14 protein-coding genes are annotated in these 15982 nt (G+C 59.7%); 8 read left to right on the forward strand and 6 right to left on the reverse strand.

The window, feature by feature from the left end; translation table 11 throughout:
• Nucleotides 1-1267: 1267 nt before the first annotated feature.
• The 4 genes from LK12_RS22630 to LK12_RS24060 all read left to right on the forward strand — a co-directional run bounded on the left by LK12_RS22630 (nt 1268) and on the right by LK12_RS24060 (nt 5631).
• The gene (locus tag LK12_RS22630) at nt 1268-2596 is read left to right on the forward strand and encodes a sensor histidine kinase (protein ID WP_269430674.1); all 1329 of its coding nucleotides are present in this window, start codon (nt 1268-1270) and stop codon (nt 2594-2596) included.
• Nucleotides 2596-2955, forward strand: coding sequence for a response regulator (locus tag LK12_RS22635; RefSeq protein ID WP_039290272.1), 360 nt, complete (start codon nt 2596-2598; stop codon nt 2953-2955). The genes LK12_RS22630 and LK12_RS22635 overlap by 1 nt, the downstream gene beginning before the upstream one ends.
• 502 nt (nt 2956-3457) lie before the next feature.
• Complete coding sequence (locus LK12_RS24395; RefSeq protein ID WP_197063635.1) at nt 3458-4522, forward strand: glycosyltransferase family 4 protein; 1065 nt, start codon at nt 3458-3460, stop codon at nt 4520-4522.
• Between the two features lie 173 nt (nt 4523-4695).
• Nucleotides 4696-5631: a sensor histidine kinase gene (locus LK12_RS24060; RefSeq protein ID WP_082010718.1), complete on the forward strand. Its 936-nt coding sequence runs from the start codon at nt 4696-4698 to the stop codon at nt 5629-5631.
• Nucleotides 5632-5701: 70 nt separating this feature from the next.
• On the opposite strand, the gene LK12_RS25385 is transcribed toward LK12_RS24060, so the two are convergent.
• The 4 genes from LK12_RS25385 to LK12_RS22660 all read right to left on the reverse strand — a co-directional run bounded on the left by LK12_RS25385 (nt 5702) and on the right by LK12_RS22660 (nt 7837).
• The gene (locus LK12_RS25385; protein ID WP_407938180.1) at nt 5702-6253 is read right to left on the reverse strand and encodes a hypothetical protein; all 552 of its coding nucleotides are present in this window, start codon (nt 6251-6253) and stop codon (nt 5702-5704) included.
• Between the two features lie 165 nt (nt 6254-6418).
• Nucleotides 6419-6583: a thermonuclease family protein gene (locus tag LK12_RS25335; RefSeq protein WP_331454160.1), complete on the reverse strand. Its 165-nt coding sequence runs from the start codon at nt 6581-6583 to the stop codon at nt 6419-6421.
• Between the two features lie 18 nt (nt 6584-6601).
• Nucleotides 6602-6859: a hypothetical protein gene (locus tag LK12_RS25340; protein ID WP_331454158.1), complete on the reverse strand. Its 258-nt coding sequence runs from the start codon at nt 6857-6859 to the stop codon at nt 6602-6604.
• Nucleotides 6860-7192: 333 nt separating this feature from the next.
• Nucleotides 7193-7837 (reverse strand): outer membrane protein, encoded by a 645-nt coding sequence (locus LK12_RS22660; protein WP_039290275.1) that lies wholly within the window; start codon nt 7835-7837, stop codon nt 7193-7195.
• 179 nt (nt 7838-8016) lie between these two features.
• Between LK12_RS22660 and LK12_RS22665 the strand changes: the two genes are divergently transcribed.
• The 3 genes from LK12_RS22665 (at nt 8017) to LK12_RS22680 (ending at nt 13284) form a co-directional block, all read left to right on the forward strand.
• Entirely contained in the window at nt 8017-8748 is a 732-nt protein-coding gene (locus tag LK12_RS22665; RefSeq protein WP_052223732.1) for a hypothetical protein, read from the forward strand.
• 989 nt (nt 8749-9737) lie between these two features.
• Nucleotides 9738-12017: a nitric-oxide reductase large subunit gene (locus LK12_RS22675; protein WP_039290281.1), complete on the forward strand. Its 2280-nt coding sequence runs from the start codon at nt 9738-9740 to the stop codon at nt 12015-12017.
• A gap of 67 nt (nt 12018-12084) precedes the next feature.
• Entirely contained in the window at nt 12085-13284 is a 1200-nt protein-coding gene (locus tag LK12_RS22680) for an NnrS family protein (RefSeq protein ID WP_052223733.1), read from the forward strand.
• Nucleotides 13285-13293: 9 nt separating this feature from the next.
• Here the strand turns inward: LK12_RS22680 and fixJ are convergent, their stop codons facing one another.
• Both fixJ and LK12_RS22690 read right to left on the reverse strand, forming a co-directional pair.
• A complete protein-coding gene (gene fixJ, locus LK12_RS22685; RefSeq protein ID WP_039290283.1) occupies nt 13294-13905 on the reverse strand; it encodes a response regulator FixJ in 612 nt (203 codons plus the stop codon).
• The gene (locus LK12_RS22690; protein WP_331454159.1) at nt 13895-15454 is read right to left on the reverse strand and encodes a sensor histidine kinase; all 1560 of its coding nucleotides are present in this window, start codon (nt 15452-15454) and stop codon (nt 13895-13897) included. The genes fixJ and LK12_RS22690 overlap by 11 nt, the downstream gene beginning before the upstream one ends.
• 82 nt (nt 15455-15536) lie before the next feature.
• Here LK12_RS22690 and LK12_RS22695 point away from each other — a divergent pair.
• On the forward strand, nt 15537-15982 hold a 446-nt coding region (locus tag LK12_RS22695), incomplete at its 3' end, for an alternative oxidase (protein WP_039290285.1).

Raw genomic sequence — 15982 nt, forward strand, 5'->3', positions numbered from 1 at the left:
GGCCTCCGGCAAACCCGGCGCGGTTCACACTGGCGCAACTAGTCCTTGAACGTTGCTTCCAGGAAGCTGTCGGGCATGAGGCCATTAGACCAGACCTGCTCCCGACCTACCGGTCGCAAAGTTCCCAATGACGGTCGGTCGCTAGGTTACGACAACCCAATGCACCAAGGGCAGGTTTTAGATAAGCGCTTCAAGCGGTCGAATTTCCGGTATCGTCGGCGGGAGAAGATAACCGAATCCGATCATTTCCCGAGTGGCCATTCTGGCCACGGCGGAAAGCTATGGACTCTTCAAACTTTAATCCCGCCATCCATGATCGACGTCCTTGGAATGCGGGTCACACCGTGGAAGCTAAACGCCCTTTGAGGCCGCGTGACATTTTGGCAATTCGCTTCCCAAACGGGCGCGCGATGAGTTCCCTTTTGCCACCGCAGGACAGAATCTACGGAAGCTTATCAAGCTGATCCCGATGCCGGCGCAGGTGGCGCCGGCCTGCGGCTTAAGAACGAAAAAATTATTGCGATCGAAGGAACTTAATCCAATTATCCACGTTTTGACGGTACCTTTAACCCTGAACGCCAAGGGATCGCACCGTTCCTTGGTAGCCCGCCGTGTACGCGACTCGAACTCTCGCACGGCGGGCTTTCTTTCTTGATCACAAGTGAGCTCTGCTCCACGCTAACCTGAGGTAATCCCCAGAGTAAAAGAATCATCGGGACGCCGCATGCGATTCATTGGGCAAGGGATTAAAAAATCGGTCAACGACGTGGAGGCGTAACGGATGGAGCATTACCTTTTTACTTTCAAGCTTAAGTTTGAAGACGACGAATTGGGTTAGGTAAGACCTTAGAATTTAAGGTGCCTGACCTGGCAAAGGCGCTAACGATCGCCCACCTGGAATCCGCTAATCGCTATGCCGACTTGTGGCAGGGCGAAAAACGAATTTGCCGCGTCCGGCGAACAGACGATGAAGTGTGGCTGGTTAAACAGCTGAACCTACGGGGCCGGCCGTTCCGAGCATCAGGCATGCCAATGCCGTTCTAGGATAGCCGTATGCCGCCCATGATTGGTGCTTGACCCGCCCGATGGGTGCGGAAGGCGAGGCCGAAAACTCCTGATCACTGCAAAGCGCCTCAAGTTGAGGGTTTATGCATTCCCTATCGCAACTTGAACGTTGTTTGTGCGTTTAAGACCACGAACGGGAATGCGTCACGGTATGCAATACAGGGAGTTGAAAGTTCGGATGGGGGACGCCGAATTGTCGGATATGGCCAGCGCTATAGTAAATACGATGGGCGAGGCCGTGCTCGTTCTTGAAGATGACCTTCGAGTAGCGTTGGCGAACACTGCATTCCTGCGCACGTTTGAGGTAAATGCGGAACAGACCGAAGGCGAAAGCATCTTTGAACTCGGCAACGGTCAATGGGACATTCCCGAACTGAGGGAGCTGTTACCTCGCCTCTTGCAGGGCGAAGATCCCATTTCCGACTACCGCGTCGAACACGAATTCGACACAATCGGCCGCCGTATCATGCTGCTTAACGCGCGCAAACTGCAGCAGGAGGGCAAAAATCGCGTCCTGCTTGCCATTCGCGACGAGACGGAACGCCTGGGCTCGGAAGGAGAAATACTTGCCGGGCGAGAATTCTCCGACAAGCTGATCGACAGCATCCGCGAAGGCCTGATCGTCTTGACCCCCGAGCTTAAAGTGGTGCGCGTCAATCTGTCCTTTTGCGAAATGTTCCGGATTGATTCCGGCGATGCCGTGGGGTGCAAGATCTACGACCTCGGCAACGGACAGTGGGATATCCCGGAGTTGCGGCAAGCACTTGAAGAGATCCTTCCCCAGGAGAATTCCTTCGACGACTACGAAGTGACGCACGATTTCCCGGTCATCGGTTCGCGAACCATGCTGCTGAATGCCCGCCGACTCGATCACATGAACCGCATCCTGCTGGCCATTCGCGACGACACAAGCCGCGTCAGGAATCAGGAAGAGCAACGCCTCTTGATCGGCGAGGTTCAGCACAGGGTGAAAAACATCCTCGGCAATGTGCAGTCGCTTGCCAATGCCACCTTGCGGCGCAGCTCGACTGTCGAAGAGTTCGGCATGGTATTCAAGGATCGCCTTCAATCGGTAGCCCGCGCCCAGGATCTCCTGATGCGCGGGGCCAAAGGGGTGGCAGACCTCCGGAAGCTGCTCGAGTTCGAATTGAAGGCCCATGGCTGGGTACCGGATGGCCGGCTCACCATCGACGGCATATCTGTCATTCTTTCGCGCGAACAGACCCAAGCGGTCGCGATGGTGCTACACGAGCTCACGACTAATGCGGTCAAGTACGGCGCCTTTTCCCATGCGACCGGACGGCTGGACGTGTTCTGGAATGTCAGCAAGGACTATAGGTTGCGGCTTGTCTGGCGGGAAAGCGGCGTGCCGCTAGACGGGCCACCGGAGAAGAAAGGCTTCGGCACGGGCATGATCGAGCGGAGCATGAGCCATTCCATGGGCGGCGAAAGCGAGTTGGAATTCACCAATGACGGCGTGTGCTGCCACATCGATTTTCCGCTCGATCCCACCATTCAGGGGCCGGCGTAATGCCCTTGGCGAAAAAACGCCTGCTCATCGTGGAGGATGAGTATCTCGTAGCGATGGATCTTGCCGAAGCGATAGAAGCGCTTGGCGCGGTCGTGGCGTGCATCGCAGGAGATCTCAAGACAGCCATGGCCGTTGCTGAAACCGATATCGATGGCGCGCTCGTCGACGTGCAGCTTGGCGCGGACAAATCCTTTCCGCTGATCGATAAGCTGTCCGCTGCTGGAATACCGATCATTCTCATGACAGGTTATGACTTCGGTGTGTTGCCCGATAGGCTGCGAATTCACCCCCGCATCGCCAAACCTTTCTCGGAAGCGGAACTAAGACAAGTCACCCTGCAAGTCTTGCTGGAGGCGTGATCGCCTCCGTAAGGTGCAGCGCTTGGTGCGAGGGACTATCTTCGATTGCATGACCCATGCGCGGCCGACAGCAAGTTGGCCCACGGTCGGGCCTGACCATCCGGAACGCGTGAATGGCTCTACCGAGCAGAACCACGATCGGCCATCGCGCCGAACGAGGTCGAGGACTGCGTCCCACTCGAATGGATCAAGGGGCTATCAGCGCGTTCAGCTGGGCGTCAGAACTTTCGTTGAAATGGTCAATGAGTCTTGGGCTCTGGCGGAACCTTTGTCGAATGTAAAACGTTCCAAATAAGGAGTAAACTCCTGCGAATGGGCGCAGAAGCGGGAACAAAGGAGCCCGGTTTCAAAGTGGCGGCCCGAGCTTGGAGGATGCTCGCAAAATCGTACTCGAAGCATTGCTTCGGATCACGCCGGAGCCGGATGCAAAAATCCACGCTCAATGTCTTGAGGTGAGGAGATGCCAGTTTTCCAAACGTCCCGCGTTCCGAAACGCCTGTTGATGACAGTCGAGACGGTAGGGGGATGTTGGCATCACGCAATTCATCTCGCCGAAGCGCTCGTCCGGCGTGGGATCGACGTGAACCTGGCAGTATTGGGGACGCCGCCTGACGCTGCTCAAAGCCAAGATCTGGATGCCTTGCAGGGCGTGAAGTGGACGCCCATTTGTCCCCCTTACGGCGCGGTTTCCGACGATGATGACCGCCGGGCCGTCGGGCTGAGATTGGCGCGGCTGGCGAACGAGGAAGGTTGCGACCTTGTCCAGGTCCATTCCCCGGTTCTTGCGGCCTTGGCAAAATGGTCAGTGCCAGTCGTAGGTTTGGCGCATCAAAGTTTGTGCCGGTCCAGCCCAGCATTTGAGGACACAAATTCGGCGAGAACTCATGTGGCAATGCAGGAGGGACTGGACGCGTGCGATCGGGTCATCGTGCCGAGCCTCTCCTTCGCGGAGGAATTGCAGCAAGTCTTCAAGATCGTTTCACCTGTGAGTGTCGTTAGAAACGGATGCCCTTTGCAACCGATGGCGGCGGCAAAGCTCGCTCCGTTTGCCTTCACGGCGGGACGGCTGTGGGACGAGGCTAAGAACTGTTCCTTGCTGGATACTGTCGCAGCCCATCTGGATTTTCCGTTTATGGCGGCAGGGCCGCGCGAGGCGCCGAACAAGCGCGAAATAGCGGTGCGCCATCTTGAATATCGTGGAAACCTCTCGAAGGGGCGCCTGCAAGCCTACTTAGCGCATAGGCCGGTCTTCGTGTCGGCAGCCTTGAGTGCCCCATATGGACATCGCGTGCTGGAAGCTGCTCAGGCGGGCTGTGCTCTCGTCCTGTCAGACATTCCCATCTTTCGCGAACTCTGGGGTGGGGTAGCACATTTCGTCGAGCCCTGTGATGCGGTCGGTTTCGTCCGTTCTATCTCCGAACTGGCGCGCCAGCCTGAGCTGCGTATCCGGTTCGGGTTGGCTGCACGGTGCCGCGCAGCCGACTATTCGCTCAAGAAGATGACGGATGGCATGCTCGACCAATACAGTGCCGCGTTGTCGGCAAGACAGGCCCTGCAGGCGGCCTAGGTTCCATTCGTTACTATAGAGGGACCCGGCTCGACTCAGGGCCGGACTCTCGGCTCGTGGCGGAAAATCAGGCACCAAGTCAGTCCCTCCGTAGGGCGATTAAATTTCCAGCTTCACGTTCTTCAGGGTTTTCGCATAGACACGTTCGAAGTGGCGGCAAAGGGGGAGACACCATGCCAATATCGGGTCTGGTGCAAAGGAAAGCGCTGCAATTATCGCAGTTTGCCCAGATTGTCATTGCTTCAGCAAGCGTAGTTCTCGCCTTGGTGGTGCGGTGGTTTGTGGATCGAGGCGCAGGCGGCGTGCAGTTGGCAACCTTCTTTCCCGTGATCGTGCTGTCATCGCTTGTCATGCGATGGCAGGTTGCCGTGGGCACAGCAGTTCTCAGCTTGATCCTGGCTGTCGTATTTCTCATGAACGACCTGCAGGCTTCGGCATTTGTCAATACCGTTCTCCTCAGTACCTACGCCGCCACGGCCGGACTGATCATCGCGACCGGTCAGGCTCTTCAGCAGGTCGTGCGGGAGCTGCAGGATCAGCGCGACACCACCGAACGGTTCAATGTCGAATTGCAGCATCGCGTGAAGAATGTTCTGCAGATGGTAAAGGCTCTCGCTTCACGCGCGGCGAAGACAGACGACCCGGAAGTCTTCTACAAGGCTCTGTCCGGGCGCATCGACGCCCTGGCGCGGGCCAATCGTCAGCTTGGAGTAACACGTCACAACAGCGGTTCTCTCTCGCGCCTCGTCGCCGAGGCGATTTCCCCATTTCCGCAACGATTTGATGTTGGAGGCGGCGAATGCCGGATAACCGGTGACGTCGGCGTTACCTTGGCGATGATACTTCATGAACTGGCCACCAACGCCATGAAGTATGGCGCATTTGCCAATGATGACGGACGCGTTAGCCTGCACTGGACCGTCTCGGCGAACGAGGCCACGCTCACGTGGCAAGAAATTGGCGGTCCCGCGGTGGAAGTCCCGCAGCATAAAGGTCTGGGCATGAGGTTGATCGTCAGGCATGGCGGTTTGCGGGATGTCCGGCTGGACTTTGCGCCGGAGGGCGTCCGCTGCACGATCGCCTTGCCATGCGAGCAGCATCGCCAATAGTTATGACTTGCAGGCGAGGCATCGTACACCGCGGGACAAAGGTTCTGGGAATGCAGCTTGCCGCGCGCCTTCACTCACTCACAGAAACCTGTCCGGCGCTTACGCTCTGCATGGCGAAGGAAGCCTGGTCCGTCACCGAGGCGAGAGCCGTGTGCACAGTCGATGCGAGCCCCATTGCAGCGGCAGCACCACCGAGACCTATGACACACCATTGGAGAATGCGCGAGGTCGCGCCGGCGGATAACTCGATTCGCGTGACCGTGCCGGCTCTCGGAACGCCCCTGCCGAGGCCGTTGTTCGCCTGCGTGGGCTCGATCGATTGTCTGCCCAAGTAGGCCCTTTCACGGGTCCGCACCCCGATGCGCACGACCATCTCACCGAGATGCCATAGGTCATCGGCGCCTCTGCGAACCCGGCGGATGTTGGCGGCAATGGCCGGACCGAACTTGTTGGCCCAGCAGCGCACGGTTTCGTAGGTGACGTCGATCCCGCGTTCGGCGAGCATCTCCTCGACGTCGCGCAGGCTCGTCGTGAACCGGAAATAGAGCCACACCGCCAGCCGGATCGTCTCCGGCGGAAAGCGGTGCCGCTTAGTAGTGATGCTGAGCTCTTCATCAGCCAAGGTTGCTCCGACACGATAAATCTCGCGAAGGGCTGGCAATTCGGTCAGCTTTAAGGACGGCCGGTTATCATCTTCCATACCTGCCAAGTCATCCTCCTGATTCCAGCAAGACGTAACTGCTTTGATCACTGCCAACGTTTACTGCTTCTGAGCCAAGCGGTCCCGCTAATTCCAAGGACGAGCCATGCCGATCGAGATCAGATAGGCGCCGGCATCCTCCCCATTGACCGAAAGTGTGGCAAGCGTTCGGCCGTAATGATCCGTGCCGGCGCGGGTGATCTTCACCGGACCTCGATGAAGAAACCTGGACATCGCCTCGCGCGATTCCAGCCCGAGCGAGTTATCGCACTATGGCGGGTTATGCGTGGCCGACAGGCGCCGGATCGACTGCAGCGAACATCGGGGGGATCCTTCCAGTTCGGGGGCATCGATGTTCATGATCCGGATGCGCTCGGCGCCGCAACGGATGGTGTCACCGTCATGGACAAGCATGAATGGGCAATCGGAAGCGGTGAGACGATCCAGTCCCGTCGTGGTCGAAACAGCTTCCCAGTGCGTGGCCACCATGCCGGCAGCGAACACGGCGAGGAAGGCCACGGCCGCCATGCGAACGGTCTGCCGGGCTCGAGCACGTCGGATGCTGGCAGCGTACTCTTCACCGAGCGACCGCGGGCGGGAACGATCTGGCTTTCTGGAAATCATGGAACTTGGCGCCATGGAAATGGGCATGCAGACGATGCGCGGCCCTGACGAGACCACATGCGGCGCCAGACTTGCGGGCGAGGCCTCTCCCCGCCACCGCCGAGGGGATTACCAATTCCACGCGACGGCCTCAACATCCAGCGAAGTTCCGCGGAACTGATCGTGTAATCGGCCGGACAGTGCTGACTTGAGGGGAGCGCAGCTTGTGACATGTCAGGCTGCGCTCCCTTGCTTGCCCTAGAACCTGGCCCCGATCCCTGCCACGACCTGATGGCGATCAAAGCCGAGGCTCGCAGATTCGGTGCCGGCAGAGGCCTTGTAATCCTTGTAGTCGGAATAGCGATATTCGAGCTTGGTGAAGACGTTGCCGGATACACGGTGCTCGAGGCCCGCGCTCAAACGGTATCCGTCTCGATTGTCCGAATAGGAAAAGTCATTGGATGGGTCGAGATTGTCGTCATAGCTGATGGTGGCTCTGCCGTTCACGTATGCAGCGCCAACGTAGACCAGATCCGACTTGGATAATCCACCTCCGAGCCGAACGCCGGCCGCGAGGTTACGCTTGGCTTTGAAACAGGCCCTGTCTTCGCCGAAGACCTCGCTGCATTTTTTGTTGTCGGTGAAATCGGCCGAGCCTTCGATGCCGAGATAAATACGCTCGGCCACTTTCATGTCGTAACCGATCGTCACGCCATAAAGGACGCCGTCGGTATTGTCCTTGAGCTTGAAGTTGTCTTCCGGAAAGGCGGAATCCTCGTAGGTGACCTTTCCCGCAAGATGGTCCCATCCCAGGTTCGCTTCGATGCGTGCTCCTGGAAAGCTCTGGGCATATGCTGGAGTGCTCAACATCGCCCCTGCAGCAACAGCGATCAAAAACCTCATATATTTCCCTCCTTGATCATTTTCGGGCGCTCAAAGCGATGAATTTGGAAAATTGGTCAAGTCCCCCTCTCGAGTATTTCAACATTTTCATCTTAAAAGTGTTAATCAATAGGCGATAAGTGCTTGCATGAATTGGCTAATGCTTCGCGGATTATAACGATTCGCAAAAAGGGGGACTTATGAAGAAAATTTTGCTCATCCTGGCGCTGGCCGGGTTTTCGTCGGTGGGTCTTGCGCAGACGGCCAATGATCAAGGTGCTTCGCCGCAACCATCGCCTCTTGTTGTCGCGCCAGCCGCGCCTTCGCCTGCAGCGGTATTGCCGGCGAACACGCAGGTCTCCCTTTCCATGAACGAGACCGTCACCACGAAAGGGAAGCGTTGGAACGAAGGCGACAACTTCGACATGACCGTCACACATGACGTTCGCCTGGGCAATTATGTCATTATCCCCCGCGGTAGCCGGGGCGTGGGGCGCATCACGTACCTCACCAACAAGGGAGCATTTGGAAAGTCAGGGAAGATGGAGATCGACATCGAATATGTTGATGTTCATGGCCAACGAATTCCGCTGTCTGGGCATTACCGGCAGGAAGGCGAAGGCAACACCGTGGGGACGGTGGCCGGCGTTGTGGCGGTTGGCGTGTTCGCTGGTTTCGTTACCGGTCACAGCGGCGTGATTCCGCAAGGGCGCGAGTTGACGGCCTATACGAAGCAGGACCTTCCAGTCGCGTTTTCCGGTCCGGCTCCAGCGGCGCCCCAACAATTCGTTGTCGGCACGCCTCGCCCCCAATCCGTAACTCCGGCTTCGTCGTCTTCTGCGGAGCCAGGCACTGCTGCGCCTGCGGGTGCGGCTAACGATCTTACCGACGGCAATAAAGTTGGAGCGGTCCGCTGCGTGACCTGTAACTGATTGAGACTGAAAGGACGCTGACGGATTTGACCGGCCTATCGTCGGTCAACGTCCAGGCATGCGACGAGCATGTTTGATCAGCAGGGAAGCGAGGATCGCACTAGTGGATTGGGCGATCCTCGCGTAGCGGAGAAAAACCTTCACGCAGCCTCGCCCCTTCAGGAAAAGCTAGCGAAAGGAATCGAAATAAGGGCACTCGGAACTGCTTACGCAATCCAGAATGACCTGCACGCTCGCGCTTTTCCGGTGTGTGAGGACCATGCCCGCTGTGAAGACAGCAAGAAACGTGACCGCGGCGATCATGATCTTGCGTCGTCGCTCCGCCCGCTCATGTTTGATGCGCGCGAGGTAGCGAGCCATGGCCGGGCCTGGCTCTTCGCGACTGGATTTTCGGTTGTTCATCGAGTTCCCGGACCGGAGGTGCGGGCGCGCGATTACCAGTAACGCGGGATTTCCTCAACGGCCCAGCGGAGGGCGGTGAGTTCGGCGCAAATCGAGAGCAGGGCGAATTCAGTTCTGGCGCTCATGAGGCCGCGATTGAATTTGACGTTTCCGGACGTTTTCCACTTGTCGGGACGATACTGAAATCAGCTGGTGGCGAGAACACACCATTGTGTGCAGCATAAGCTTCATAAGCGGCCATTGGGTATTGAGAACACGCTTGCGTTCAGCGCAATCGACGCTTCGGCCGTTTTGGTCGTTGCAAAAACGAGCCTCCTTAACGCGATGCGAAACTGGGGCAGGGTAGAAGCCTGCTTTGTCACTTGCGGCGTACCAGGAGGCGCAGAGCTTTTCCTGATGCTCCGGCCAGTCGGCTATCTCATCGTTGGACAGTTGGGCCGAGCTCTGTTTTGGAGCAGTCAAAGCCTCACCGAGAAGCCGGTTGGTGCCTCCGGTACGGCCCTTAGGTCGCGCTCCCGAATTTTGCGCCGAAAGGCATCAATCTACTGAGCGATCATCCGTATTTCGTCCGATTTCGGGGGCACACGATGATCAGCTCAAGACAACTCTGGCTGTGGCTGGGCGTGATATTCTGCGCCTCGTTCGCCGTACTCGGCTGGCTGGGCCGGGATATCTTCATGCAGGCTCCGCCCGTACCCTCTCGGGTCGCAACCACGCAGGGCACGACCTTATACACCAAGGCCGATATCCAGGATGGCCGTGAAGTCTGGCAGACACTGGGCGGCATGGAACTTGGCACCGTGTGGGGACACGGCGGCTATGTCGCGCCCGATTGGGGCGCAGACTGGCTCCACCGGGAATCGACGGCCCTGCTCGACATCTGGGCGCGGCGCGAACACGGCATGCCCTTTGCCAAGCTCGGCCGCGAACGGCAGGCCGCGCTCAGGCAGCGGCTCCAGACCGAACTGCGCGCCAATTCCTACGATCCCGAAACCGATACCATCACCGTAAGTGCCGATCGCGCCTTGGCGATCGCGCGCGTCGCGCGGCACTATTCGCGACTGTTCAGTGGCGATACTGCCCTTCATGGCCTGCGTGTCGATTACGCGATCCCGGAAAGAACGCTCATCAATGATCACGATCGCGCGGACCTGGGCGCATTCTTCTTCTGGACTGCCTGGTCCAGCGTGACCCAACGGCCAGGACAGGCGATCAGCTATACCAACAACTGGCCGCACGATCCGCTGGTAGGCAATGTCCCTTCAGCTTCGCTCGGCATATGGTCGATTGCCTCGGTGCTCTTCTTGATTGCGGGCGTGGGCTGGCTGACATGGTATCAGGCCCGTCGCGGCGAGGAGGACCTACCCGAGGCTCCCGCGCGCGACCCGCTGCTGGCCCTGACGCCCACGCCTTCTATGAAGGCGACTACCAAGTACTTCGTTACCGTCGTCGGCCTGTTCCTGACGCAGGTTCTTTTGGGGGCGATTACCGCGCATTATGCCGTGGAAGGACAGGACTTCTATGGCATCGCGCTGAGCGACATGATCCCCTATGCGCTCACCCGGACCTGGCACACGCAGCTCGGCATCTTCTGGATTGCGACGGCATGGCTGGCCACCGGCCTCTATGTGGCGCCCATGTTGTCCGGGCATGAGCCGAAATATCAGCGCCTCGGCGTGAACGTGCTCTGGGTGGCGCTGCTGATCGTGGTCATCGGATCGTTCGCGGGCGAATGGCTGGGGATCCAGCAGAAGCTCGGTCACGGTGCCGGCAACTTCTGGTTCGGGCACATGGGTCTCGAATTCGTGGATCTCGGACGTTTCTGGGCCATCCTGCTCTTTGCCGGACTGATGATTTGGCTCGCGCTCGTGGGCCGGGCTCTGTGGCCTGCGCTGAAGACGCCTTCGGAAAGCCGCGGGCTGATCGCCATGGTCTTCGTCTCGACCGTGTGCATCGGCCTGTTCTTCGGTGCGGCGCTCACCTGGGGGCGGCACAGCTCGCTCTCGATGATCGAGTACTTCCGCTGGTGGGTGGTTCACCTGTGGGTGGAAGGCTTCTTCGAGGTCTTTGCCACGGCGGTGATCGCGCTGATCTTCTCCGGATTGGGACTGGTGCGGGCACGCGCGGCCAATACTGCGGTGGTGTTCTCGACAGCGGTGTTCCTGACCGGCGGCATCCTCGGCACGCTGCACCACCTTTATTTTGCCGGAACGACGACGCCGATCATCGCCTGGGGCGCCATGTTCTCGGCGCTTGAAGTGGTCCCGCTGTCGCTGCTGGGAGTGGAGGCCTTCAACAATTACAGGATGACCAAGGCTGCACCCTGGGTACAGACGTACAAGTGGCCGATCCTGTTCTTCGTCGCCGTTTCCTTCTGGAACCTCGTCGGCGCTGGCATTCTCGGCTTCTCGATCAACCCGCCGATCTCGCTTTATTACGTGCAGGGCCTCAACCTCACGCCGAGCCATGGTCATGCGGCCCTGTTCGGGGTCTACGGGATGCTTGGCATCGGCCTGATGCTGTTCTGCCTGCGCACGGCCTTCCGGGAAGCAGCCTGGTCCGATGCAATCCTGAAACCCACCTTCTGGACGCTGAACCTGGGCCTTGGCGCGATGGTGTTCTTCAGCCTTGTCCCTTCCGGTCTCTATCAGGCCTACCACAGCATCACCCACGGCTTCTGGTATGCCCGTTCGCCGGCCGTGGTGCATTCCAGGGTCATGGAGACGCTGGTGTGGATGCGCGTCCCGGGAGACATCGTCTTCAGCATGGGCGCGGTCCTGCTGGCGCTGTTCATGGCCCGGCTGCTGCTGCGCGGACGAGGTATTTACGCAACACACTCGGTTCCGGACCTCTTGCCGGCCGAGTGAACCTGGGGTGGGCAGATCCTCCCTCTTTGGGATCTGTCCACCCGTTTCTTGTTTCGAGTGAAAGACAATGAAGCCTGAAAATGAACGATTTGAAAGGCTGATGCGCCTGCCGCCGGTGTTGCGCGGCGGCTTCAGGCCGTTCTTTCTGGGCGGTGCGGCCTGGGCCGTCATCGCGTTGGCTCTCTGGCTTGCGACATTGTTCGGAATCATGACCTTGCCAAGCGCCTTCGATCCGCTTGCCTGGCACCGGCACGAGATGCTGTTCGGATATCTTGGTGCCGTGATCGCGGGTTTTCTCCTCACCGCGGTGCCGAACTGGACAGGGCGCCTGCCGATTGCGGGCGGCAGACTGGCTGCACTCGCCGGTCTCTGGCTCGCCGCGCGGCTGGGAATGCTTTTTTCGGCGGAGGTCGGCGGCTTGACGGCTTGCGCGCTCGACGTTGGTTTCCTGGCCGTACTCACCTTCATGATCGGGCGGGAGATTCTCGCTGCGAAAAACCGCAACGTGCCGATACTCGTCGCCATGTCGCTTTTCACGCTCGCAGATGCCCTCGATCAGATCGAGGCCCTGGGGGGCGTGGTCCTGGGAGGTCTCGGCTGGCGGATGGGCTTTGCGATCGTGCTACTGCTGATTGCCCTGATCGGGGGAAGGATCATTCCATCCTTCACGCGCAACTGGCTTTCGAAGCAAGGCGTCAAGGCGGGGTTGCCCACCCAGCCAGGCCGTTTCGATTACTTCACGATCGGGATCACGGCGCTAGCGCTCGTCGGTTGGGCGTTCGCCTCTCAGTCGCCACTGTCAGGCGGCCTATTGGTGATTGCCGGCACTTTGCAGTTCGTCCGCCTTGCCCGGTGGTCCGGACTCAAGGCATTTCGCGAACCGCTGGTCCTGATCCTGCACGTGTCGTTTCTCTGGCTGCCGCTGGGCTTGATGCTGACGGGAAGTAGCCTTTTCCTCCCGTACATTCCCTTCTCGGCATCGCTCCACTTGCTGAGCGCGGGCGCTATGGCGTCAATGACACTGGCGGTCATGACGCGCGCGACGCTGGGCCATACCGGCCATGCGTTGCGGGCAAACCGCTCGACGCAAGCGATCTTTGTGCTGATGACCCTGGGTGCGCTCGCCCGCTTTGCTGCGCCGATGATGCCGTTCGACTATATGCTGGGGCTGCTGGTGGCCGGGGTCTTGTGGGCCGGTGCTTTCCTGCTGTTCGTGATCGCCTATGCGTCCAAGCTGATCGGACCGAGGCCGGACGGGAAGCCCTAGACGGCGGCCCTAGGCCAGACGCGCGATCATCACCATACGGACCAGTTCGGAAAGCGTGCGGGCCTGCATCTTGGTCATGACGTTGGCCCGGTAGACTTCCACCGTGCGCGCGCTGATCGAAAGGTCGTAGGCGATCACCTTGTTGGCTTTGCCATCCACCAATCCTTCCATCACTTCACCCTCACGGCCTGACAGGGTGGCAAGTCTTTCGCGGATGGCATCACGTTCGACCTGGAGTTCGTCCCGATCCTGCTGGCGCGCCAAGGCGGAACGCACCGCACCAAGTATGGCTTCGTCACTGAAGGGCTTTTCGATGAAGTCGGTCACGCCGGCATGCATGGCCTGAATTGCCATCGGAACGTCGGCATGGCCGGTGATCATGATGACGGGAGTAGTGATCGCCGCGCTCTTGAGGCGTTCGACAAGCTCGAGCCCGGTCATCTCGGGCATGCGCACGTCGGTGATGATACAACCTTGTTCCATCCCGGGAACGGCATCGAGAAATTGCCTCGCAGATTCGTACGTGCGCGTCGGGATGTCCGAGCAATCCAGCAGGAACGCGAGTGCGTCGCGCGCCCCCGCGTCGTCATCGATAATGTGGACCACGGCGTCACTCGGCATGTTCGAATTCCTTGCTGTCGACCTGAGGAAGCGTGAAGTGGAACGTGGCTCCGCCCACGTCGTTGCTTTCCGCCCAGATCCGGCCGCCATGGGCCTCCACGATCGTACGGCAGATCGAAAGCCCCACGCCCATGCCGTGGGGCTTCGTGGTCACAAAGGGCTGGAAGAGCTGGCTCGCCACCTCCTCGTCGAGGCCGGGCCCCGTATCTGCGACACTGACTGATACCATCCCGTTGCCGCCTGACCGGACGGAAATGCCGAGTTCGCGCACCTCGCTTGCGTGCATCGCATCCACGGCATTGCGGATGAGGTTGAGCAGGACCTGCTGGATCTGCACCTTGTCTACCAGCACCCGGTCGATACCGGGATCGATGTCATAGCGAACCCGGACCCCCATGTCCTTGGCGCCGACAAGGGCCAGAGCGCTTGCCTCTTCGAGCAGCTTGGGTAGACTTTCCAGTCGCCGCTCCGTTTCCCCCCGCGAAACGAAGTCGCGCAGCCGGCGGATGATTTCCCCGGCGCGCAAAGCTTCCTTGCCTGCCTTGTCGACGGCATCGGCAACGCGCTCGACAGGCACATCTTCACGCTTGAGAAGCGTGCGGCTGCCCATCAGGTAATTTCCGATGGCGCTCAATGGCTGGTTCAGTTCGTGGGCGAGCGCGGACGCCATCTCGCCCAGCGCGGTCAGGCGCGAGACGTGAACCAGTTCACTTTGCAATTCCTGCAACCGCGTCTCGGTCCGTTGCCGCTCGGTGATGTCGCGCACGAATCCGGTGAAGAACCGCCCCTCCGGCAGGCGGATTTCCCCGACGGCCAGTTCCATCGGGAAGGTTGAGCCGTCCTTGCGTTCGCCCACCACCACACGGCCCAAGCCGACGATTCGGCGTTCGCCGGTGCGGTAATAGCGCTGCAGATAGCTGTCATGGGCTTCGCGGTAGGGCGAAGGCATCAGCATGTTCACGTTGCGGCCGACAACGTCCTCCGCGCTCCAGCCGAACTGCCGTTCCGCATTCGGGCTGAAATCGCGAATGAGGCCCTGCTCGTCGATCACGATCATGGCGTCGGGCACGGTTTCCAGGATCGATGAAATATGCGCCTCGCGCTCGGCCAGAGCGCGCGTGGTAGCGCTTTCGCGGGCCTGGACCCGATGAAGCCAGGCGCCGCCCGCGGAAATGGCTCCGCCCATGATGAGGTAGACACCCGCGGCGATGAAATCGCCCAGCAGCAGCATGCCCGTCACGGCATCGGCAAAGACCCCGGCGGCCGCACCGGCAACGGTGGCAATCATGGCGGGCCAGAAGCCCCCCAGTCCCGCCCCGGCAACCACTCCGGGCACGAAGAAGATGAATGTGGCGCGTTTGACCAGGAAGGGATCGAAGAACAGCCGCCCCATCAGGCCCGCGCCGATTGCGGCGAGGGCGATGACGGTCGCCATGCGCGCATCGATCCGCGCATGCAGCGGCACGGTGGCGCGCCCACGCAGTACCGGCTCCAGGCTCTTGTCTACGGCCCGGCCGCCTCCGGTATCTTCCGTAGGATGAAGACCCAAATTTCCGCTCCCTTCGCATGCGCGTAGATCGGCGCTGTCAAATGACACGGCCTAAGTGCCGTCATGGACAGGAGATTTCAACATGACGCCCCCCTTTGTCGATCTCGGCATCCATCATCGTCCGCAGGACCTCTCGGATCGCATTGCCATCGGCTTTACCAAGACACTGCGCTGGTGCGCGGACACATTCTTTGCAAAGCGCTACGGCCATCGTGCCGTGGTGCTGGAAACGGTAGCGGCCGTGCCGGGAATGGTCGGTGCCACTATCACGCATCTCGCGTGCCTACGCCGCATCTGCGACGACAAGGGCTGGATCAAGACGCTGATGGACGAGGCCGAGAACGAACGCATGCACCTCATGACGTTCGTCGAGGTGAGCAAGCCGACCCTGTTCGAGCGGGCAGTGATCATGGGCGTGCAGTGGGTCTTCTACCTGTTCTTCTTCGGTCTCTATCTTGTCAGTTCCAAGACCGCCCACCGCGTGGTCGGCTATTTCGAAGAGGAGGCCGTGATCAGCTACACGCATTA

The sequence above is a fragment of the Novosphingobium malaysiense genome (assembly GCF_000802225.1).
Lineage (GTDB): Bacteria > Pseudomonadota > Alphaproteobacteria > Sphingomonadales > Sphingomonadaceae > Novosphingobium > Novosphingobium malaysiense.

Bases quoted from the DNA above. Each gene is read 5' to 3' on its own strand.
- LK12_RS22630 (WP_269430674.1), top strand. From the start codon at position 1,268: ATGGCCAGCGCTATAGTAAATACGATGGGCGAGGCCGTGCTCGTTCTT.
- LK12_RS22635 (WP_039290272.1), top strand. From the start codon at position 2,596: ATGCCCTTGGCGAAAAAACGCCTGCTCATCGTGGAGGATGAGTATCTC.
- LK12_RS24395 (WP_197063635.1), top strand. From the start codon at position 3,458: ATGACAGTCGAGACGGTAGGGGGATGTTGGCATCACGCAATTCATCTC.
- LK12_RS24060 (WP_082010718.1), top strand. From the start codon at position 4,696: ATGCCAATATCGGGTCTGGTGCAAAGGAAAGCGCTGCAATTATCGCAG.
- LK12_RS25340 (WP_331454158.1), bottom strand. From the start codon at position 6,859: ATGGCGGCCGTGGCCTTCCTCGCCGTGTTCGCTGCCGGCATGGTGGCC.
- LK12_RS22660 (WP_039290275.1), bottom strand. From the start codon at position 7,837: ATGAGGTTTTTGATCGCTGTTGCTGCAGGGGCGATGTTGAGCACTCCA.
- LK12_RS22665 (WP_052223732.1), top strand. From the start codon at position 8,017: ATGAAGAAAATTTTGCTCATCCTGGCGCTGGCCGGGTTTTCGTCGGTG.
- LK12_RS22675 (WP_039290281.1), top strand. From the start codon at position 9,738: ATGATCAGCTCAAGACAACTCTGGCTGTGGCTGGGCGTGATATTCTGC.
- LK12_RS22680 (WP_052223733.1), top strand. From the start codon at position 12,085: ATGAAGCCTGAAAATGAACGATTTGAAAGGCTGATGCGCCTGCCGCCG.
- fixJ (WP_039290283.1), bottom strand. From the start codon at position 13,905: ATGCCGAGTGACGCCGTGGTCCACATTATCGATGACGACGCGGGGGCG.